We start from the raw sequence: 21,025 nt of genomic DNA, 5'->3' as shown, positions 1-21,025 counted from the left end.
CTTTATATGCGATTTATTTTGCAGGTTTTCGCACGGTATCAAAATTAACGGGCAGTTCAATGGCGGACTGCCCGGAGAAAATTAGAGAAGTTACTTACACAGCATTATAAACGCGGGCAATGATTCCTTCACCATCTATTTTAAACTTTCTTTCTATAGCAGAAAGAAAAACAGATTCACCTGAGATAACTCTTAATTGTTCTGTTTCTGTAGTGATAACTGCATGACCTTCCACACAAAAAAGAATATTAGCACTGTTATTCTCAAGAATCATTTCCTGATTATGCAATTTCATCACCGAAAAAGAAAAATCAGCAACCGGAATCGGGAAAATTTCAGTGTTGTTAATATGTTCCGGCTGCATAAATAAACTTTTTGCGTGTTTCGGTACAAAATCAAGGTTATTCAGCAATTCACCGACATCAATATGTTTTTGTGTCAGACCTGCGCGTAACACATTATCCGAGTTAGCCATGACTTCCAGCGCAGTTCCTTCAAGATACGCATGGGGTGTGCGGGCATACAGGAACATTGCCTCTCCGGGTTTTAATTCAACAACATTGAGCAGCAGCGGGGTGAAAAGGCCGTTATCGTCAGGATAAAACTCTGTCATCTTACGGATGGTATCCCACGGTTCACCCTGACGGCTGTTCAGTGCGGATTTCAGTACAGCGACAGCCCGTTCTTTGGTGTCCCCGCTCATGGAGAGCAGACGGGTAAACAGAACGGACAGGTGCTCCTCTGACGGCGAGGCAATAAAACGTTCAATGGCAGGATGTGCCGGAGCGACCTCACTGAGCAGTCCGGCAATGTCGGCCAGCGGACGGAATGCATTCATTGCGCGGAACGGGGTGAGGGCATAAACCAGCTCCGGCTTATGGTTATCATCCTTATAATTACGAACCGGTGAATCCAGCGGGATCCCGGCGTTGTTTTCGCGGGCAAATCCTTCCTCTGCAGCGGCTTTATCCGGATGAACCTGTACCGACAGCGGCTGAGCGGCACTCAGCACTTTAAACAGAAACGGCAGCCGGCGAAAACGGCGGTTAATTTCATCCCCGAGCGCGGACTGCGGGTCACCGGCAATAAAATCATATAAAGAGCAGGTGTTGCCGCGGGTGTCTGTCACCACCGAACTGGCTTTCGGATGGGCGCCCATCCATAATTCGGCCATCGGCTGCTTGTCAGGGTTCGGGTAACCGTACATTTCTGTCATCGCGGTATGGCTTCCCCAATCATAGAATTGCACCTGATTCTGCATTTTTAACATAGCAACGCTCTCTTTTTAAACAGTTAACAATAAGATAGTAACAATAAAGCAATAACTCCGCCCGGATCGCATAATCGGAAATGAAAGTATGGCAAGATAGGCCCGTTTTCAGAGTCTATCTGTAACTTTCGGGATTTTAAATCCATTTTATTTTGTGTGCTAAGGAGAGACTAATGGCAGCCACGCGTATTGAAAAAGACTCAATGGGCCCTATCGATGTTCCTGCGGACAAATTATGGGGCGCTCAGACCCAGCGCTCTCTGGAGCATTTCCGTATTTCAGTTGAAAAAATGCCTGCGGATCTGATTGCTGCGCTGGCCATTACAAAAAAAGCAGCGGCAGCTGTCAACTGTGATCTGGGACTGCTGGCGAAAGAGCGGGCAGATGCGGTGATCGCCGCAGCGGATGAAGTGCTTGCCGGTAAACATCCGGAAGAGTTTCCGCTGGCAATCTGGCAGACCGGCTCCGGCACACAGAGTAATATGAATATGAATGAGGTGCTGGCAAACCGTGCCAGTGAAATCCTCGGCGGGAAGCGCGGCGGCGAACGTATTGTTCATCCGAATGATGATGTGAACAAAAGCCAGAGCTCTAACGACGTGTTCCCGACAGCGATGCATGTCGCTGCAGTGATTGCGGTCAGCACACAGCTGATCCCTGAGCTGAAATCCCTGCACAGTGTTCTGGCCGCGAAAGCGGAAGCTTACCGTGATATCGTGAAAATCGGCCGTACCCACTTACAGGATGCGACACCGCTGACACTGGGCCAGGAGATTTCCGGCTGGGCGGCAATGCTGCAATATAACCTGAAACATCTGGAAAACAGCCTGCCGCATCTGAGTGAGCTTGCACTGGGGGGCACTGCGGTCGGTACCGGTCTCAATACTCATCCGGAATATGCTGTTCGCGTGGCGAAGAAAATTGCTGAACTCTCCGGTCAGCCGTTTGTGACGGCACCGAATAAATTTGAGGCGCTGGCTACCTGTGATGCACTGGTTCATGCCCATGGCGCACTGAAAGGGCTGGCAGCCTCACTGATGAAAATTGCCAATGATGTCCGCTGGCTGGCATCCGGTCCGCGTTGCGGCATCGGTGAAATTGCCATTCCGGAAAACGAACCGGGCAGTTCTATCATGCCGGGTAAAGTGAACCCGACACAATGTGAAGCCATGACGATGCTGTGTGCTCAGGTAATGGGTAATGATGTGGCGGTTAATATCGGCGGGGCATCGGGTAATTTTGAACTGAACGTGTTCCGTCCGATGGTGATCCACAACTTCCTGCAATCTGTCCGCCTGCTGGCTGATGGTATGCGCAGTTTTAATGAGCACTGTGCGGTCGGAATCGAACCGAACCGCGAGCGGATCAGCCAACTGCTGAATGAATCACTGATGCTGGTTACGGCGCTGAATACGCACATCGGTTACGACAAAGCCGCTGAAATTGCGAAAAAGGCCCATAAAGAAGGTCTGACCCTGAAAGCCTCTGCCATGAAGTTAGGTTATCTGACAGAAGCTGAGTTTGATGCATGGGTACGTCCGGAAGATATGGTCGGCAGCATGAAGTAATCCGCAGTCAGGAATCGTGATAACGGAGTCGCTGATGGCTCCGTTTTTACATTACTTCCATATATACATACAGTCGTGATATCACCGGAATTAATTTCTTTGCTTTCGGTCTGTGACGGATTTTGATGTTTTCCGTATCATAATCCGGTAGTACGCCTGTTACCGGTTTTTCCTCATTCTCATCACAAAATACAATCAGCGGCGATGCACAGGCATACTGCACCTGCTTTTGCGCTTCGCTGTACCAGACTCTGGCGATTGGCTGTACTTTTACCGGTCGTTTGATTTTGAGTATGGCGTCTTCCGGCACCTGTTTTAAGGCGGAAATCTCTTTCGCCAGATAAACCTGCCGTTCTTCACGCGTCAGAGACTGAATGGCGCGCGGGTTCTGATATTGTTCTTCCAACTGAGATAACAATGTATCGCGATCCACCTTCTGAATAATATGTTTATTGGCCCAGCCAAACCGGACTGAGGAAGGGGAGGTGACTGACTGGATCTGCCGGTAGGCATTGAGTGTAATCAATCCTTTTATCTGATTGTGTACGAATTCAAAACGCTGTGTTTTGTCCACACCGGAGGTTTCTGTCACGATTGAGGCCAGTTGCTGTTTCAGCCTGTTAACCTCATTAAGCTGTTGCTGCATTATTTTTCGTTGTGCAGGGGAGAGTGTAATGAGCAGTACACCAGGCAACCGGATGGCAGATTTGCTGCTGATTTCCTGATCATTATCGAAGATAAACAAACGTTGATAGTGGGACAGCGCCAGGGAAACAGCATCTTCGCCACTGACCGGAATGACAGAAATGGTGTTGACGGTGTTATTTTCCTCTCCTTTCAGTATCTCAGGAAGTTGGTAAACCTCAGCAGTCCGGGAAGGGTGCAGCCGGATAGCTTTGCATAATGTATTCAGTGCCGATTCCAGCTGATTAAAGCAGTCGGTGAGAGAAATCATTGCATCGTATCGCATATATCGCCATTTTAGTTACAACATACAAAAGTGTTTTTATCATATTAACTCAGCATCGTGCCTTGTACAAATACATTTTGTCTGGCACGAGGGGAGGGACTGAAGTGTCAGTTTTCACCGTTAACCCACAGCATCGTGGGTTAACGGCAAAGTTTGTGGGTGTATATCAACGTCGCATTATCCCTTTACGGTTAATGTGCGTAAAAATGATTGCTCATCATTAGTATGGGATAATAATATACGGCTGTATTTTTATATTTTGCTGCAATAAGCCTTAGTCTTTGGGCAGTTATCATAAACAGAGTGGATTTCTGCTGGTTCCCAAAGGTCTGGTGGTGTTTCATCTGCATTATGTTTTGGAAAACAGCTGTGAATCATAAGTGAGCTACTTAAAATAAGTGTCAGCATAAAGACTCCTTAACATGATTCATAAAAGTAAGTTACTTGTGTATATCTGCCATCATTTAAGATCGATTTTTTTAATGGCCCCATATAACCGGGCAGTATTCCGGTGCAACAATATCACAAGACTCAAATGAATCCACTGATGAGAATAATAAGGTTCCGGTTAATAAAAGTGTCAGCATAGTTACCTCAGTTTATCAGGAATGAATATATTATCTGCTGGGTATCAGATTTCAGCAAAATGGATTGGACAGCGAGCAGGTATTTTCCCGGTATATTATCAATTCTTTTTCAGGTTGTGGTGACTGCGTTAGTTTCGGGTCTCCGGGAGGAAAGATATCATATGTAAACAGGGAAGTGCTCAGTATCAGTGTCAGCATATTAACCTCGCATGCGTCTTTTGTGGTGAATGAGAGTGTGTCTGGCCTGATAACATTAACGTAAATCCTGCCTGGTGGTAATTAACTGGATTAGGTATTTTTCTTGTAAGATATATAAATACGTGATTATTATTTTCGTTATTTTTATCAGATTTCTCAGCAGGTAATTAAAAAGCACCACCAATGAACTTTTCATTGGTGGTGCTAAAAATATAAATAAATCAATACAGGAAATTATAGATATGAAGATGCTAATACCATGGTGCTTGTTACGCAGTAAATATTTACTCCGTTATTTCTGTTAATCCGACAGGCGGCCAGATATCACAGGACTCAGGGTAATTAATATCACACTGATACAGATTGCTGAACACGAGTGTACTGCTCAATATAAGTGTTATCATAAAACCTCACCGGATCAAGAACATTTACTGTTGCGAAACATATGCAGATTACATATCTGTATGCTGACCGGCAATTAACCCGATGAGGTATTTTATATGACATAACTATTAATTACCTGACTGTATTAGTTATGTACTATGAGTGAGCGTGCTTATTCAGATACAGAGCAATCAGCACACCGGTTGCCAGCATAGCGGCAATAAACCAGCCGATGCCATTCCAGTGCCAGTAAGACCAGAAAACACCGCCCAGAGTACCGGCAATGCTGGAACCGCCGTAATAGCAAAACAGGTACAGTGAGGATGCCTGGGCTCTGGCGCGCCGGGCGCGGCGTCCGACCCAGCTGCTGGTGACGGAATGGGCGGCAAAAAATCCCGTCGTCAGTACCAGCATACCGATCAGAACTGCTGCCAGTGAACTACCGAGCGTAATGAGAATCCCGGTCAGCATTAATGTGACTGCACCAATCAGTACTCTGCCGTAGCCGTATTTCCGTGTCAGTGCGCCTGCTTTTGAGGCACTGTAAGTTCCTGACAGATAAACTATCGATAACATACCGACAACGGCCTGGCTGAAGTGATACGGCGGCTCCATCAGCCGGTAGCCGATATAGTTAAACAGGGTGACAAAGCTGCCCATAATGATAAAACCGATGGCAAACAGCCACGGCAGACCATCATCACGGCAGTGCAGGATCAGGTATTTCCACAAGCTTTTCGGTTTCAGTGAACTGGCTCTGAAATGGCGTGACGGCGGCAGTAACCGCCAGAACAGAAAAGCACCGAACAGAGAAAATGTTCCCAGTACCAGAACGGCAATCCGCCAACTGGCATAATCCGCAATAACGCCAGTGATCAGGCGTCCGCTCATCCCGCCGATAGAATTACCGCTGATATACAGCCCCATAGACAGGGCAACATAGCTGGGATGAATTTCCTCACTCAGATAGGTCATGGCCACGGCGGCGACGCCACTGAGAGATAATCCGACCAGGGAGCGGACAACCAGGATCCCCGCCCAGCTGGTGGTAAACGCACTGAGCAGGGTAAAGATTGCCGCGCATGTCAGGGATATCACCATAACATTTTTACGTCCGACCGCATCTGACAGCGGGCCGGTGATCAGCAGCCCGACGGCCATGAATCCGGTCGCCAGAGAAAGGGACAAACTGGCCTGCGCCGGTGATACCGAAAAATCGTCTGACAACAACGGCAGGATCGGCTGTACAAAATAGAGCAGAGCAAACGTCGCCAGACCGACCATAAAGAAAGAGAGAGTGACACGCAGATACAGTTTGTCGTCGCGCTGGATATAGTGCTGCTTTGCCTGATCATTCTGCACCGGTGAGGTCACACGGTTGTCAGTTATCAGTTTATTCTCGTCTGTCATACACTTATCTCAGCATTTGGTAATAATACCGAGCATAAAAAGATGCTGGTATTTTGTCTAATATATTAATACTCTTGTTTGATATGTTTTACGACCTAATGAGGGAATAATGATCGAATTCCGCCATCTGCGTTATTTCATTGCGGTCGCTGAAGAGCTGCATTTCGGACGGGCAGCGGAGCGTCTCAATATCTCCCAGCCTCCGCTCAGTCAGCAGATTCAGGCACTTGAAAACGCGATTCCGGCTAAATTACTGGCACGGAACAACCGGAATGTCAGTCTGACCCCAGCGGGCGAAATGTTTCTGCGTGAAGCTTACCAAATCCGTACTCAGGTCGAGGCAGCGGTTGAAAAAGCAGCCAGAATGGATCGCGGGGAACTGGGGGAAGTTTCTGTCGGCTTCACTTCCACAACCCCGTTTATGCGTCATATTACGGCGACATTCCGCCAGTACCGTGAAATATACCCGGATGTGGCTATCCACATGCATCAGATGAATACCAAACAGCAGATTAACCCGCTGCTGAGCGGCCGGATTGACTTCGGTGTAATGCGCAATACGCAACTGCCGGATAATCTGGTTCATGAACTGCTGTTTAAAGAACGATTTATGCTGGCGGTCTATGATGATCATCCGCTGATGAAATACCTCAAAACGGGCATTCCCCTGGAGATGCTCACTGGCGTACCATTGGTTTTCTTTGAGCGGGATGTGGGAACGGCGCTGTATGATGAGATTATCAATCTGCTGAAAAAAGCGGGTGTCACACCGGTTATCGCCCAGGAAGCAGGGGAAGCTATGACTATTCTGGGGCTGGTCTCTGCCGGGTTAGGTGTTTCACTGGTAACGGAATCTTTTACCCGTATGAAAGTGGATGGTGTCCGTTACATTCATTTAGCTGAAAATCAGGCATTTTCTGAGGTCTGGCTGGTGTATCATAAGCACAATACACTTTCTCCGGCCGGTCAGCGGCTGATTGAGATGCTGAAAAATAATGTGTTCCGCTGAGCGGGATCTGACTGTCAGGAGTTCGGATGTTCCGGCGATACCGGTTTTCTGTTATTACCGCATTTCTTTTTCTTTTATATACAAGCGCCGCGGGAGCAGGGGTATCGCTCAGCTATTTCTATCAGCCGGATGGCTCACGCAAAATTGCGCCTGACAATATTACTGCACTGACCGGGCAGTTTCTCGGCGTACCTTACCGCGCCGGTCAGCTGATTGGCTCTCCCGGATCACCGGAAATTCTGGTGGCTGACCTGAACGCGCTCGATTGTTTCACTTTTCTGGATTACACCGAAGCACTGAAACGCAGCCCGCAGCAGCAGAATTTCCGCAACAGACTGATGCACATCCGTTATAAAAACGGAGAGGTGAATTATTATCAGCGTCGTCATTTTTTGTCGGATTGGGTCAGCGGCCCGCAGCCTGTGGCTCAGGATATCACCCGGCAACTGTCGCCGGATTACCGGGTGACACACAAGATGCTGAATCAGAAAAAAAACGGCTCCCGTTATATCCCCGATATTCCGGTTACGGCACGGGATATCACCTGGCTGCCGGTTTCCGCACTGACACCCGCTGTGCTTTCACAATTGCAGACCGGTGATTATATCGGTATCTATTCTGACCGTCCCGGCCTGGATGTCTCGCATGCCGGAGTTATTATCCGTACCCCGGACGGGCTGTTTTTACGTAATGCCTCATCAAAACGGAATGAACAACGGGTCATTGATTCACCATTACGGACATATCTGCAAAATAAAACAGGAATTGTGGTTTATCGTTCGGCTTTTGCCCCCTGACTGTGAATCATTTCACAGTTTTGTGTGAAGCCACTTACTAAGCGCGTATTTATTCGGATAATTAACATCTTAGCATCATCTGCATAGGATTATTATTGGTGAAACCTTCAGCACAGCCCGGACATATTGACCATATAAAACAAACCAATATGGGGGTTGTGTACCGTTATATTGATCGTGAAGGCCCCATTTCCCGCATTTCACTCTCGAAAAAATCACAGCTGGCACCGGCGAGTATCACCAAAATCACCCGTGAGCTGATGGATGCGCATCTGGTCCGGGAAACTGAGTTTCCGGGATTAGGCTTTCGCGGCCGCCCGGCAGTGGGGCTGAAAACGGACTGTGACGGCTGGCATTTTTTATGTATCCGAATTAACCGGGGGGAACTGGTTTTTGCGCTGCGGGAACTGAGCGGAAAATTACTGGCCGAAGATATTATTGCATTTCCGGCGGATAGCCGGGATTTTGTCACCCTGTTTCTGGCACAGGTTGATGCCTTCTTTTCCCGTAATCACCGGATAACCGAGCGCCTGACTGCTATTGCCATCACCACCGATGCCATTGTTGACCCTGCAAACGGTATCATCCGCCATTCCCCGTACTATCAGCTGACCGATTTACCGGTAGCAGAGATTCTTTATCAGCATACCGGGATGCCGGTATTCCTCCAGCATGGTATTTCTGCCTGGTCTCTGGCGGAATATTTTTTTGGTGCGGCGAAAGAGTGCAGGAATATTATCCAACTGGTGATTGATGAAAATGTCGGTGCTGCCATTATTACCGACGGTGCATTGCTGCATGCCGGCAGTCACAGCACGGCAGAAATCGGTCACACACAGATAAACCCGCAGGGTAAACCCTGTTACTGCGGTAATCACGGCTGTCTGGAAACTGAAATTGGTCTGCATCATGTATTGGAAATGGCCGCTCAGTTCCTGGCCGTTCCGGAGGGGCAACCGCTGACCGCTGAAATGCTGTGCCGCGCGGCACTGGACGGTAATCCCGCCGCCCGTGAGCTGATAGAGCAGGTGGGGCAGCATATCGGGGATATTGCCGCCGTGATGGTCAATATCTTTAATCCGGAGATTATCCTGATTGGCTCACCATTAAACCCGGCATCCTCTGTTTTGTTTCCCGCCATCGGCGCCCGGATTACGCAGCGCGCCTTGCCGGCATTCAGCCGGGAGCTGACAATGACTTCATGCGAATTTACTAATTGCGGTACATTACCCGGCGCGGCGTTAATCAAAGAGGCACTGTATAACGGCTCACTTCTTATCAGACTGATGGATGGTTAAATAATTCTGTAGTGTCTATCTTTGACATAAAACAAATAAATGACAGGGATTTGTTCATGAAAACAGGATTTTCGCAAAAAATTGCGCTGGCGCAAGCCTGATATAAACCGGATGTCTTACACTGCTTCCGTTATCAATTTTGATACGCACCTCTTGATATAACGGAAAAACATCTATGTTAAGGCGCTTGTTTATAACCGGCACAGATACGAATATCGGCAAAACTGTTGCGACGCGGGCTTTAATGCAAGCCATCAACCGCCTGGGTAAATCTGTCGTTGGCTATAAACCAATCGCGACAGAATACCACGACACACTTAACGGCAAACGTAACCGTGATGCGATGATCCTGCATGATTCATCATCAGTTGATGTTTCTTATCAGGATATCAACCCGGTCATGCTGGAAAGTAATTACGGTCAGACGACCACCGACGTTCAGTTTCCTGCATTATCGCAGGGTCTGGAAAAATTAAGTCATCTGGCGGATCAGGTCGTGGTGGAAGGGAACGGCGGATGGCGTTATTTACTGAATAACGAGACTTTTTTATCCGACTGGGTGAAAAAGGAAAAACTGCCGGTGATCCTGGTGGTCGGGATCCAGTCCGGTTGTGTGAACCATGCATTATTAACCGCCGAAGCCATTAAAAATGATGATCTGGAAATTATCGGCTGGATTGCGAACCGGATAAACCCGGGGTTATCACACTACGCACAGGTTATGGATCGCTTACTGACGCATTTACCGGCACCACTGCTGGGCGAGATCCCGTATCTGCTGCGTCCGGAAGAGCGGGAGTTGTCGCACTATCTCAATGAAGAGCAGATTGAAATGCTCTGGGGTGAGGCGTTAGCGGCGTCCTGAGTCTCTGGTAAGAAATACAAAAGGGCTGATAAATCAGCCCTTTTTCATGGTCAAAACCTGACAGCGAGATACTATTTACGCAGATAAATAATATTCTGAGTTTCGTTGTTGCAGTTACCCACAACCTGACCTTCTGCCTGTGCCGCTTCTTCAGCCGGAACCACAGTCAGTGTAAAACCGTCAGCAGGAACACCATTGCTGATGATTTTCTGCGAAATTTCCTCAGTCACACTTTCACAGGATGCCTGCGCCATAACAGGCGAAACGGCAAACAGAACAGCACTGAGCGCAATCAGTTTTTTCATTATTTATCCTTAAATGTATTTATTTCCAGCCAGTGGAAACTTCACGCCCTGTATTTGCATCAAGGCAGCGCAGCGTATTAGGTTCCCAATACGCGGTAACAACCGAGCTTTTTAAACATGCATCTTCAGCATCAATAGCACGGTCAACTTTGTCGAACTCTTTTTCCGCACGGCGGTTGATCTTCTGACGCAGGGAACGGGTATCATCCCATTGCTCTTTTTCCTGGCGTGCTCTCTCTTTTTCAAGCGCAGTATCGCCGCCGCTGATCACACAAGTGCTGCCGGGGCTGCAATTGGTGGTGGCTGCGCCTGCATGAGCTGCAAACATGAAGGGTGCAGCAAAGGCGGTCGCGATAAACCACTTTTTGAGCATGGAGTTAGTCATTGTCGTGTTTTCCTCAAAGTTCAAACCTGCAAACGTCATTCTGATCGTGAGCATTATAGCAAAGTGTATTAATGCACCAATAAAAGACAACGTTTTTCAGCGATAATTTCAGGTAATTTAAGAAAATTACCTGATTATACGGATACCGGCTTATCTTTTGTGGTGGTTTCAGCCTTCGCGGTGCACACTCAGCCCGGCGAATGACTGACAGACCGGCATCATTTCCATAGTATTAATATTTACGTGCGACGGCAATGTTGCAACCCAGAAAACAGCTTCCGCGATATCATCCGGCATCAGCGGATCAGTATTTTTATAGGTATTTGCGGCTTTTTCCTCATCCCCGCGATAGCGGATACCGGAAAACTCGGTACCACCGACCATGCCCGGTTCAATATCAGTCACACGGATTTTTTTACCGGCCAGATCTGCGCGCAAAGCCAAGCTGAACTGGCGGACAAACGCCTTGGTGCCGCAGTAAACGTTACCACCGGCATACGGCCATGACCCGGCGGTTGAGCCCAGGTTAATGATATGGCCGCGGTTTCTTTCCACCATTCCCGGCAGGATTGCACGGGTCATATGCAGCAGCCCTTTGATGTTGGTGTCCACCACCACATCCCATTCTGCCGGATTGCCTTTATCAACGGTTTCCATACCCAGCGCCAGTCCGGCGTTATTGACCAGAACATCAATTTCGCGCAGGGATTCAGGCAGTGAATTAATCACATTATCGACCGCCGGGCTGTCTGTCATATCCAGAGCCAGCGGGAAAAATTTGCTTCCGAACTCTTTTTGCAGTTTCGCCAGGCGTTCAATACGGCGGCCGGTGCCGATAACGGTATGGCCGTTCTCAATAAATTTGCGGGCAAATGCCTCACCAAAACCTGCTGTTGCACCTGTAATTAAAACAATCATCACATACTCCGATTCTGTCAGCGGGGATCCCCGGAAAAAATAACAATAACCATGGCGATATAATACCGGTGGTAATATCCTGATAGTGTATCGTGTCTGCATGACAGAAAGCGGGTTACAGATTCCGTTTTTCAGTTTTCTTCACGGAAAAACACTGAAGTTAATCAATAACAACCTGATTATATACAGGAGACAGAAAATGGTTCAGGGTCAATGTTTGTGCGGTAAAGTAACAGTATCTGTGCCAAAACAGGTGCACGATGTTTCTGTCTGCCATTGCGGCATGTGCAGAAAATGGAATGGCGCACCGTTTATGTCCGTGGATTGCGGCAGTGATGTGACGCTCAGTGGTGAGGAATATATCACCCGTTATCACTCCTCAGAGTGGGGCGACCGTTGTTTCTGCCGCGAGTGCGGGACACACCTGTTTTATTACCTGAAACCGGCAGATCAGTATTATGTCTCTGCGGCACTGCTGGGAGAGACAACAGAATCCCGCCTCTCAATGCAGATTTACACTGACAGTAAACCGGCGTATTACAATTTTGCGGAAAAAACGCCGATGCTGACTGAGCAGGATATTCTGGCAATGTTTCATGCTGAATAATATTTAAAGCCAGATAAAACAGAAAGCGGATACCTGAGTATCCGCTTCGTTTTTCTGCGTTGCCGGGCAGAGAAATTAAATAACAAACAGATCCATAAACTCGCTGACAGACATGGATTCGAGTGTTTTACGGTCACGGGCAGCATTCAGAATGCGCTGCTGCTGCGTTTCCGGGAACATACGCGCCAGATTGGTACGGAATTTCGCCAGCAGCAGCGGAATACCTTCCTCACGGCGGCGGGCGTGCCCGACCGGATATTCGACCACAACCTCATCCAGCACGGTACCGTCTTTCAGGGTCACGGTCAGGGCGTTGGCGATAGAGCGTTTTTCCGGATCATGATAATCACGGGTGAACGCGGTATCTTCCTCACAGTGAATTCGGGCACGCAGGGCATCGATACGGCTGTCTGACGCGATCCCGTCTTCATAATCTGCGGCGGTCAGGCGACCGAAGATCAGCGGAACTGCCACCATATACTGAATACAGTGATCACGGTCAGCCGGGTTATTCAGCGGGCCGTGTTTATCGATAATACGGATACAGGCCTCATGGGTGCGGATAGTGACTTTCTCAATATCATCTGCGGTTTTACCCAGTGCCGCCAGTTTGTGATGCAGTGTCATTGCTGCTTCAACGGCGGTCTGTGAGTGGAACTCTGCCGGGAATGAAATCTTGAACAGCACGTTTTCCATCACATAAGAGCCGTAATCGCGCTGGAATTTAAACGGTTTGCCGTCAAACAGCACGTCATAGAAGCCCCAGGTTTTGGCAGTCAGCACGGTCGGATAGCCCATTTCGCCTTTCTGCGCGAACAGCGCCAGACGCACCGCCCGGGAAGTGGCATCACCCGCAGCCCAGGATTTACGTGAACCGGTATTCGGCGCATGGCGGTAGGTCCGCAGAGACTGGCCGTCCACCCATGCATGGGAAACCGCGCTTAATAACTGCTCACGATCCAGCCCCAGCATTTCGCCGACAACTGCCGTAGACGCAACTTTCACCAGTACAACGTGGTCAAGGCCGACTTTGTTAAATGAGTTTTCCAGTGCCAGGCAGCCCTGAATTTCATGGGCTTTGATCATGGCGGTCAGCACACGTTTCAGCGGCAGTGGTGCTTTGCCTTTGGCAATCGCTTCACGGGATAACCAGTCTGCAACGGCCAGGATACCGCCGAGGTTATCGGACGGATGACCCCATTCCGCCGCCAGCCAGGTATCGTTGAAATCGAGCCAGCGGATCATGGCACCGATATTGAAGGCCGCCTGAACCGGATCCAGCTGGAATTGGGTACCCGGTACTTTTGCACCGTTCGGGACAATGGTTCCCGGCACAACAGGGCCGAGCATTTTTTTGCACGCCGGATATTCCAGGGCTTCCAGACCGCAACCCAGAGTATCCAGGAAGCAGTAATATGCGGTGTCATAAGCGCGATCACTGCTGATGTCCATATTCAGAACATAATCAGTGATGTCCTGAATGACCTTGTCGTACTCTTGATGCTGCGGGGTAAAAGATGCTGACATACTTTATCTTCCTTTTTAATCAATAATTAGCGCGCTTTAAGGGGTACGAAGGTCTGGTTTTCCGGTCCGGTGTAATTGGCGGACGGACGAATAATTTTATTATCCAGACGCTGTTCAATGATGTGTGCAGTCCAGCCTGCGGAACGGGCAATAACAAAAATCGGGGTAAACATGGCGGTCGGCACACCCATCAGGTGATACGCCACCGCTGAGAACCAGTCGAGGTTCGGGAACATCTTCTTGTGCTGAGACATCACGGATTCAATACGATCCGCAATATCAAACAGGCGGAAATCTTTCGCTTCTTCGGATAACTCACGGGAAATCGCTTTGATAACCTGGTGACGCGGGTCAGCAATGGTATACACAGGGTGACCGAAGCCCATCACGACTTCACTGCGGGTGAGGCGGGCGAGAATATCGGCCTGAGCTTCATCCGGTGAGCTGTAACGTTTCTGAATTTCCAGAGACACTTCGTTGGCACCGCCGTGTTTTGGTCCGCGCAGTGCGGCAATCGCCCCGGTGACGGAGGAGTAGAAATCCGTTCCGGTGCCGGCGATAACACGGGCAGCAAAGGTGGAGGCGTTAAACTCATGTTCTGCATAGAGAATGAACGAGGAGTTCATAAAACGCACCCAGTTTTCAGACGGTTTTTTGCCGTGCAGCAGATGCAGGAAATGGCCGCCGCAGGTATCGTCATCAGTTTCGGTATCAATGCGGCGATCATTAAAGGCATAGTGATACCAGTAAAGCAGCATGGAGGTCAGGGAAGAGAGCAGGCGATCGGCGATATCACGGGCACCGGATAACGGATGACCCTCTTTTTCCGGCAGAACGCAGCCCATAATAGACACGCCGGTACGCAGCACATCCATCGGGTGGGCAGAAGCAGGCAGCGCTTCCAGGGCTTTCTTCACACTGTGCGGCAGGCCGCGCAGTGATTTCAGTTTCGCCTTGTAAGCGGCCAGTTCTGCGGCGTTCGGCAGTTTTTCATGGATCAGAAGATGAGCGACTTCTTCAAAATCACATTGTGTGGCTAAATCCAGAATGTCATAACCGCGGTAATGCAGGTCGTTCCCGTTAATCCCCACAGTACAGAGTGCAGTATTGCCGGCAGCAACGCCGGACAGTGCGACGGATTTTTTGCCTTTCTTCAGTGCAGGTTCAGGTTTGCTAAGTTGTTCATTCATGACGGGTGATCCTTATTATTATAGTGAGTGTACAACCTGCTTCGCGTTATCTTTCAGAGGTTATTTTTTCTGCGAAAACAGTGCGTCGAGCTTATCTTCATAATCGTAGTAGTTAATGCTTTGGTATAATTCATCACGGGTCTGCATCTGTGAAATCAGGCTCTGTTGCGTGCCTTCACGGCGCAGGGTGTTATAAACATTTTCAGCGGCCTTGTTCATGGCGCGGAAGGCGGTGAGCGGGTACAGGGCGATAGCGATATTCACACTGCGCAGCTCATCCAGGGTAAACAGCGGTGTTTTACCGAACTCGGTAATGTTTGCCAGTACCGGAACGCTGATTTTGTCGGTGAACAGACGATACATTGCCAGCTCTGTAATCGCTTCCGGGAACAGCATATCCGCACCGGCATCGATATAAGCCTGTGCGCGGTCGAGAGCGGACTCCAGACCTTCCACCGCCAGCGCATCGGTACGCGCCATCACCACGAAATTCTCATCAGTCCGTGCATCGACCGCGGCTTTAATGCGATCAACCATTTCCTGTTTTGAGACGATTTCTTTGTTCGGGCGGTGACCACAGCGTTTTGCGCCGACCTGGTCTTCAATATGCATCCCGGCAGCCCCGGCTTTGATCAGGGATTTCACGGTGCGTACCACGTTAAAGGCTGACGGGCCGAAACCGATATCCGCATCCACCAGCAGCGGCAGATCACACACATCCGTAATACGGCGGACATCCGTCAGTACATCATCCAGTGTGGAAATGCCCAGGTCAGGAATACCCAGAGAGCCTGCGGCAACACCGCCGCCGGAGAGATAAATTGCTTTGTAACCCGCACGTTTTGCCAGCAGTGCATGGTTGGCATTAATAGCACCGACCAGCTGCAGCGGGGATTCAGACTGTACAGCGTCGCGGAATGCGCGTCCTGCGGAATAAAGTGCCATATATTCACCTTGTTATTAGTTTGATACTCAGATGTTATAAAGCAATCGCTATGCCAATCAGCCGGGTAAGGTAACTAAAACGCGAGATACATCACACATTTGGCGTATTTATCCTGTCATTACGTTACCCACTATAGAATTTGCCGATTCCGTCTGACAAGCGGGATGTTAGCTTTCTGTGATGGTGATGCTATTTATGTTTCAATATAGCTGTTAATGTGTTTCATAAGATTAATATGAAACATCTGAAACGCATGAAACAGGGGAGAAACGTATGGCTCAGAGTGACAAACCGGTGATCTGGACGGTCTCCATTTCACGCCTTTTTACCCTGTTCCGTGATATCAGCCCGGAATTCAGTGCCCGTGCCAGTATCAGTGCGATCAATCTGGGGTTCGATGCCGCAGTAGAGGCGATTCGTGAACGGCTGAAAACAGAACGCTGTGATGCGATTGTCAGTGCGGGCTCTAACGGCGCGTATCTGAAACAGCATCTGCCGGTGCCGGTAATTGTCGCAGCGCCGGGCGGGTTCGATATCATGCAGGCTTTGGCGCGGGCACGGCAGCTCAGTCAGCGCATCGGCCTCATTTATTACCGTAATACTTTTCCGGCTCTGGATTCGCTGGCGCAGAGTTTCGGCATGCAGATTGAACAACGCAGTTATGTAACCGCCGAAGACGCACGGGCAGCCTGTCTTGCCCTGAAAGCGGACGGTATTTCTGTGGTGGTGGGGGCCGGATTAATCACCGATATCGCCGCAGAGTGCGGCATGACCTGTATTTTCATTTATTCCAATGATGCCGTCCGCCGGGCATTCACCGATGCAATAGAACTGACACGCATCCGCGACCAGCCGCAGAACATGCCGCTGCCGGTGGCGGGCTCTCTGAATGTCCGCCATACGCTGAATGATATTCTCGGCACCTCGCCGGTGATGGAACAGGTGCGTGAAACCATCACGCTGTTCGGGCGCTCGAAAGCGACAGTGATGATCCAGGGGGAAAGCGGTACCGGTAAAGAGATGGCGGCACAAGCTATTCATCATGAATATACGTTGTTTCATAAACATAAGCGGACGAAACGCGCTGCACCGTTTGTGGCGGTGAACTGCGGGGCTATCCCGGAGAGCCTGCTGGAAGCGGAACTCTTTGGTTATGAGGAAGGCGCATTTACCGGTTCGCGGCGCGGCGGCCGTGCCGGGTTATTTGAGGCAGCGGACGGCGGCACACTGTTTCTGGATGAAATCGGTGAAATGCCGGTATCGCTGCAAACCCGCCTGCTGCGGGTGCTGGAAGACCGTGCCATTGTGCGTATCGGCGGCTATAAACCGATTACCGTGGATGTGCGGGTGATTTGTGCGACTCACAATGATCTGGATAACCGGGTGGCGGCAGGGACATTCCGTGCCGATCTGTTTTACCGGCTGGGGGTACTGCGTCTGCAGCTTCCGGCACTGCGAGACCGTGGGGCGGATATCCTGTTACTGACAGAAAAACTGCTCAAACTGGCGTTTGCTGAGCTGGATCTGCCGCTGCATCGTGGCCATCTGCAGCAGATTCTGGCATGCAGTGATTTTTTCTATCACTACCACTGGCCGGGAAATGCCCGCGAGCTGCGTAATCTGATGGAACGGGTGGCGCTGTATTGCAGTGCTTATCCGGATAAAATTATTACAGAATCATTATTACTGAAGCTCTCTCCTGAACGGCGCACGGTGATTGCTCCCGCCCCTGTGACCGATCTCCCGCCTGAGCCGGTGAATACCGCCACGGCAACAGAAGCGGTAGCCCGTTTCCGGGGGGATCGCCGTGCTGCCGCCGACTGGCTGGGGATCAGCCGTACCACTCTATGGCGCCGTCTGAAACAGGAACAGAACACTTCATCCTGACTGTCCGCCGCTTTATACTGTGCCTCAGAATTGAAAAGCAAGAGCCGGAGTGTTTGTCTGTATCCGGCCTGCAATACTGTCATCACCGGAAAGACACAGGAAACAGAACGGAGGCGTTATGTCAGATCTCTTTGCTCACGATGAACCGCTTGCAGTGGCACCCGATGCGTATCTGCTCAAAGGTTTTCTCAGTGATGAGGATGAGATGCTGCTGGCGGAAATCCGCCGCCTGACGGCCATTTCACCGTTCCGCCACATGCAGACGCCCGGCGGATACCGGATGTCTGCGGCCATGAGCAGCTGCGGCACATACGGCTGGATCTCCGATGCCAAAGGTTACCGCTACTCACAAACAGATCCGCTGACCGGCAATCCGTGGCCACCGCTGCCGGATGCGTTTTTGTCACTGTCGCAGCTGGCTGCAGAGCGGGCCGGGTTTCACGGATTTTCGCCGGACAGCTGTCTGATTAACTGTTATGCACCGGGCGCCGGTATGTCTCTGCATCAGGACAGGGATGAGCCGGATCGCCGCCAGCCGATTGTGTCATTTTCACTCGGTCTGCCGGTGCAGTTTCAGTTCGGCGGCAGTGAGCGGCATCATCCCCTGAAAACCTTTGCGCTTGAGCACGGTGATGTACTGGTGTGGGGCGGCCGTTCCCGTCTGAATTACCATGCTGTCCGTCCGGTAAGAGCCGGGGTGCATCCGCTTGCGGGTGCCCGGCGGTTTAATCTGACCTTCCGCTGCGCGCGGTAACGGAGAAACAGGATGACAAAACAGACAATACTCTCAGACGATGCGTGCTGGGCAGCGCTGGTCGCCAGAGATAAAACAGCCGATACGCTGTTTGTGTATGCGGTGAAAACCACACAGACATGGGGATTTCCGTCCACTGTTGTGCGGCTGCCGAAACGGGAAAATACTGAATTTTTTGCCACGCCTGAAGAGGCGGAGGCTCACGGCTACCGCGCCGGGAAGCGCCGTCAGCGCAGCGGTGAGGCCATGACGCAGCGCCATGCGGAACAGGTGGTGCTGGCCTGCCGTGAGCTGGAAACGCGGATCGATAATGGTGAACCGCTGCCGTCACTGGCAGAGCTGGCCACACTGTGCGGCGTGAGTCAGTTTCATTTTCACCGTATTTTCCGCTCACATACCGGACTGACACCGGCGGCATGGGCAAAAGCCTATCGCGGGGATAAACTGCGGGAACAACTGACAAAACAGACGACAATCACCGGTGCAATTGCAGAATCCGGCTTCAGTTCCGGCAGCCGGTTTTATGAATCGTCGGATACACTGCTTGGTATGACGCCAAAAAGCTGGCGGGCAGGCGGCAAAGGGGCGCGGATTTTCTTTGCTCTGGCGATATGTGCGCTGGGAGACATTCTGGTGGCGCAGAGTGAAAAAGGTATTTGTGCCATCCTGCTGGGGGATGATGCGGAAGCGCTGTTACGGGATTTGCAGGATCAGTTTCCCAATGCGGAACTGGTCGGCGGTGACGCACAGTTTGAACAGGTCGTTTCCCGGGTGATCGGATTTGTGGAAGCACCGTCTTCCGGGCTTGATCTGCCGCTGGATATCCGGGGAACTGCATTTCAGCGCCGGGTCTGGCAGGCATTGCAGTCAATCCCGGCGGGTACGACTGTCAGTTACCGGGAGATTGCGGAGCGGATCGGCTCCCCGAAAGCGGTCAGAGCGGTGGCTGGTGCCTGTGCGGCAAACTGTCTGGCAGTGGCTATCCCGTGTCACCGGGTGGTGAGAACCGGCGGGGAACTCGCGGGTTACCGCTGGGGGATCGAACGGAAAAAACGTCTGTTGCAGCGCGAGGCATTGCAGCAGGAAACCGGTTAAGAATATAAGGGATACGGATGCGTTTTCGCACAGATGTTTTTCGAACAACAATGTTACTGAGCAGTTTATTCTTTGCTGTTTTGCCGGTGACGGCAGCCGCCGCACCGGCAACGGCGGAGGTCATTATGGATAATGACGCAACAATTCCTGCGACAGCGACCGGTCCGTTATTTGACTGTGACAGTGAGCTGATAAAGCTGATTGCAGGCAGTAATCACGGGCTTGTCCGCGCAGAAAAGGTCACGGCGGATAGGCTGGGGATTTATATTGAAAACCGGGATATCAACGAGCTGGCAATTCAGCTTTCTGATACACGGCAAAAGCCCTCACCGGAATCGCCGGGAGCAGGGCAACTGGGCTGGGTGACTTACAATATCAAAGAAAATACCCTGACAGCGACAGGGGCGGATGCGGAGCATCCCGTCCCGCTGACCTTCAGCGCAGCGCAGGGTGAACGGCTGCAATCCTGTCTGAAAAAAGAGAAAACGTGTCAGCAGATCCTCAGTACGCTCCGCTACGAACCCTTTATTGCCATGTCGCCGGAGTGGCGCGTCACCGGCAAAGGCCGGGCTTATTTTTATGCAGCACCGGCGGAACAGTGCCGTAATGATAATGTCTTTGTGGTTCCGGGGGATGTCCTTCAGGTGGTCGGATTGCGGACTACGGAACCGGTGAAAGGGGAAAAAGAGGGCTGGCTGCTGGTGGCTTACGGCAATGCGCAGGGCTGGATTAATGTTAACCGGCTGGCGTCACAGGACGCGCTGTGCGATGCGGCAACCGTGAACGCGGACAAACAGTATCAGGCGGGCCTGAAAAACAGTAAGCCTTCCTCATACAAATACAGTGTGACACAAAATCGCCTGCGTTTTTATGATGCTCCGGATAAGGGTTGTATTACGGATGCTGCGGATTTTGTGGTGAAAGATGATGCGATCTGGGTGGATCGTCCTCAGCCATATCAGGGATTTGTTCATGGCCGTTATATATATCCGGCCACCGGTAAAGTCACAGAAGGATGGCTGGAAGCAGACGGACTTAAAAAATGAATTAAAAAG

At 50.5% G+C, this 21,025-nt stretch carries 20 protein-coding genes; 10 read left to right on the top strand and 10 right to left on the bottom strand.

Going from position 1 to position 21,025, the window contains the following annotated elements; all coding sequences use genetic code 11:
• Nucleotides 1–94 precede the first annotated feature (94 nt).
• The gene (gene manA / locus X965_RS04680) at nucleotides 95–1,270 is read right to left on the bottom strand and encodes a mannose-6-phosphate isomerase (protein WP_036417264.1); all 1,176 of its coding nucleotides are present in this window, start codon (nucleotides 1,268–1,270) and stop codon (nucleotides 95–97) included.
• A 173-nt stretch (nucleotides 1,271–1,443) separates the two neighbouring features.
• On the opposite strand from manA, the gene fumC reads away from it, so the two are divergent.
• Nucleotides 1,444–2,838, top strand: coding sequence for a class II fumarate hydratase (gene fumC / locus X965_RS04675; RefSeq protein WP_004238382.1), 1,395 nt, complete (start codon nucleotides 1,444–1,446; stop codon nucleotides 2,836–2,838).
• Nucleotides 2,839–2,884: 46 nt separating this feature from the next.
• On the opposite strand, the gene tus is transcribed toward fumC, so the two are convergent.
• The 3 genes from tus to X965_RS04665 all read right to left on the bottom strand — a co-directional run bounded on the left by tus (nucleotide 2,885) and on the right by X965_RS04665 (nucleotide 6,387).
• The gene (gene tus / locus X965_RS04670) at nucleotides 2,885–3,808 is read right to left on the bottom strand and encodes a DNA replication terminus site-binding protein (protein WP_036417261.1); all 924 of its coding nucleotides are present in this window, start codon (nucleotides 3,806–3,808) and stop codon (nucleotides 2,885–2,887) included.
• A gap of 252 nt (nucleotides 3,809–4,060) precedes the next feature.
• Nucleotides 4,061–4,216: a hypothetical protein gene (locus X965_RS19290; RefSeq protein WP_155251728.1), complete on the bottom strand. Its 156-nt coding sequence runs from the start codon at nucleotides 4,214–4,216 to the stop codon at nucleotides 4,061–4,063.
• A gap of 917 nt (nucleotides 4,217–5,133) precedes the next feature.
• Nucleotides 5,134–6,387 (bottom strand): MFS transporter, encoded by a 1,254-nt coding sequence (locus tag X965_RS04665; RefSeq protein WP_004238385.1) that lies wholly within the window; start codon nucleotides 6,385–6,387, stop codon nucleotides 5,134–5,136.
• Between the two features lie 106 nt (nucleotides 6,388–6,493).
• Between X965_RS04665 and X965_RS04660 the strand changes: the two genes are divergently transcribed.
• From X965_RS04660 to bioD, 4 genes are all read left to right on the top strand, one after another.
• The gene (locus X965_RS04660) at nucleotides 6,494–7,396 is read left to right on the top strand and encodes a LysR family transcriptional regulator (RefSeq protein ID WP_024473132.1); all 903 of its coding nucleotides are present in this window, start codon (nucleotides 6,494–6,496) and stop codon (nucleotides 7,394–7,396) included.
• A gap of 26 nt (nucleotides 7,397–7,422) precedes the next feature.
• Complete coding sequence (locus X965_RS04655; RefSeq protein ID WP_004238388.1) at nucleotides 7,423–8,193, top strand: N-acetylmuramoyl-L-alanine amidase-like domain-containing protein; 771 nt, start codon at nucleotides 7,423–7,425, stop codon at nucleotides 8,191–8,193.
• Between the two features lie 98 nt (nucleotides 8,194–8,291).
• Nucleotides 8,292–9,491, top strand: coding sequence for an ROK family protein (locus tag X965_RS04650; RefSeq protein ID WP_036417259.1), 1,200 nt, complete (start codon nucleotides 8,292–8,294; stop codon nucleotides 9,489–9,491).
• Between the two features lie 175 nt (nucleotides 9,492–9,666).
• A complete protein-coding gene (gene bioD, locus X965_RS04645) occupies nucleotides 9,667–10,356 on the top strand; it encodes a dethiobiotin synthase (RefSeq protein WP_015422723.1) in 690 nt (229 codons plus the stop codon).
• 71 nt (nucleotides 10,357–10,427) lie between these two features.
• On the opposite strand, the gene X965_RS04640 is transcribed toward bioD, so the two are convergent.
• The 3 genes from X965_RS04640 to ydfG all read right to left on the bottom strand — a co-directional run bounded on the left by X965_RS04640 (nucleotide 10,428) and on the right by ydfG (nucleotide 11,964).
• Nucleotides 10,428–10,661 (bottom strand): DUF1161 domain-containing protein, encoded by a 234-nt coding sequence (locus tag X965_RS04640; protein ID WP_004238391.1) that lies wholly within the window; start codon nucleotides 10,659–10,661, stop codon nucleotides 10,428–10,430.
• Nucleotides 10,662–10,680: 19 nt separating this feature from the next.
• On the bottom strand, nucleotides 10,681–11,046 hold the full coding sequence (locus tag X965_RS04635) for a DUF1283 family protein (RefSeq protein WP_004239248.1): 366 nt from the start codon (nucleotides 11,044–11,046) through the stop codon (nucleotides 10,681–10,683).
• Nucleotides 11,047–11,214: 168 nt separating this feature from the next.
• Nucleotides 11,215–11,964 carry a bifunctional NADP-dependent 3-hydroxy acid dehydrogenase/3-hydroxypropionate dehydrogenase YdfG gene (ydfG, locus tag X965_RS04630; RefSeq protein ID WP_004239249.1) on the bottom strand — a complete coding sequence of 250 codons (750 nt, stop codon included), beginning with the start codon at nucleotides 11,962–11,964 and terminating at the stop codon, nucleotides 11,215–11,217.
• A gap of 100 nt (nucleotides 11,965–12,064) precedes the next feature.
• Between ydfG and X965_RS04625 the strand changes: the two genes are divergently transcribed.
• The gene (locus tag X965_RS04625; RefSeq protein WP_080939488.1) at nucleotides 12,065–12,571 is read left to right on the top strand and encodes a GFA family protein; all 507 of its coding nucleotides are present in this window, start codon (nucleotides 12,065–12,067) and stop codon (nucleotides 12,569–12,571) included.
• Nucleotides 12,572–12,646: 75 nt separating this feature from the next.
• Here the strand turns inward: X965_RS04625 and X965_RS04620 are convergent, their stop codons facing one another.
• Genes X965_RS04620 through prpB form a run of 3 tightly spaced genes read right to left on the bottom strand, consistent with a single transcriptional unit; the run spans nucleotide 12,647 to nucleotide 16,233 of the window.
• Nucleotides 12,647–14,098: a bifunctional 2-methylcitrate dehydratase/aconitate hydratase gene (locus X965_RS04620; RefSeq protein WP_015422721.1), complete on the bottom strand. Its 1,452-nt coding sequence runs from the start codon at nucleotides 14,096–14,098 to the stop codon at nucleotides 12,647–12,649.
• 26 nt (nucleotides 14,099–14,124) lie between these two features.
• Nucleotides 14,125–15,288 (bottom strand): 2-methylcitrate synthase, encoded by a 1,164-nt coding sequence (prpC, locus tag X965_RS04615; RefSeq protein ID WP_036417257.1) that lies wholly within the window; start codon nucleotides 15,286–15,288, stop codon nucleotides 14,125–14,127.
• A gap of 60 nt (nucleotides 15,289–15,348) precedes the next feature.
• Entirely contained in the window at nucleotides 15,349–16,233 is an 885-nt protein-coding gene (gene prpB, locus X965_RS04610; RefSeq protein ID WP_004239252.1) for a methylisocitrate lyase, read from the bottom strand.
• A 274-nt stretch (nucleotides 16,234–16,507) separates the two neighbouring features.
• Between prpB and prpR the strand changes: the two genes are divergently transcribed.
• The 4 genes from prpR (at nucleotide 16,508) to X965_RS04590 (ending at nucleotide 21,016) form a co-directional block, all read left to right on the top strand.
• A complete protein-coding gene (gene prpR / locus X965_RS04605) occupies nucleotides 16,508–18,121 on the top strand; it encodes a propionate catabolism operon regulatory protein PrpR (RefSeq protein ID WP_036417256.1) in 1,614 nt (537 codons plus the stop codon).
• A 118-nt stretch (nucleotides 18,122–18,239) separates the two neighbouring features.
• Entirely contained in the window at nucleotides 18,240–18,875 is a 636-nt protein-coding gene (gene alkB, locus X965_RS04600) for a DNA oxidative demethylase AlkB (RefSeq protein WP_036417253.1), read from the top strand.
• A gap of 12 nt (nucleotides 18,876–18,887) precedes the next feature.
• Nucleotides 18,888–19,970, top strand: a complete 1,083-nt coding sequence (gene ada, locus X965_RS04595; RefSeq protein ID WP_036417251.1) for a bifunctional DNA-binding transcriptional regulator/O6-methylguanine-DNA methyltransferase Ada — start codon at nucleotides 18,888–18,890, stop codon at nucleotides 19,968–19,970.
• Between the two features lie 125 nt (nucleotides 19,971–20,095).
• A complete protein-coding gene (locus X965_RS04590) occupies nucleotides 20,096–21,016 on the top strand; it encodes a hypothetical protein (protein WP_253280762.1) in 921 nt (306 codons plus the stop codon).
• Nucleotides 21,017–21,025: the final 9 nt, after the last annotated feature.

This window comes from Morganella sp. EGD-HP17 (assembly GCF_000512315.2).
Lineage (GTDB): Bacteria > Pseudomonadota > Gammaproteobacteria > Enterobacterales > Enterobacteriaceae > Morganella > Morganella morganii.
Note: the sequence above shows the minus strand (reverse complement) of the source record. Positions and strands in the feature narration are given on the sequence as shown.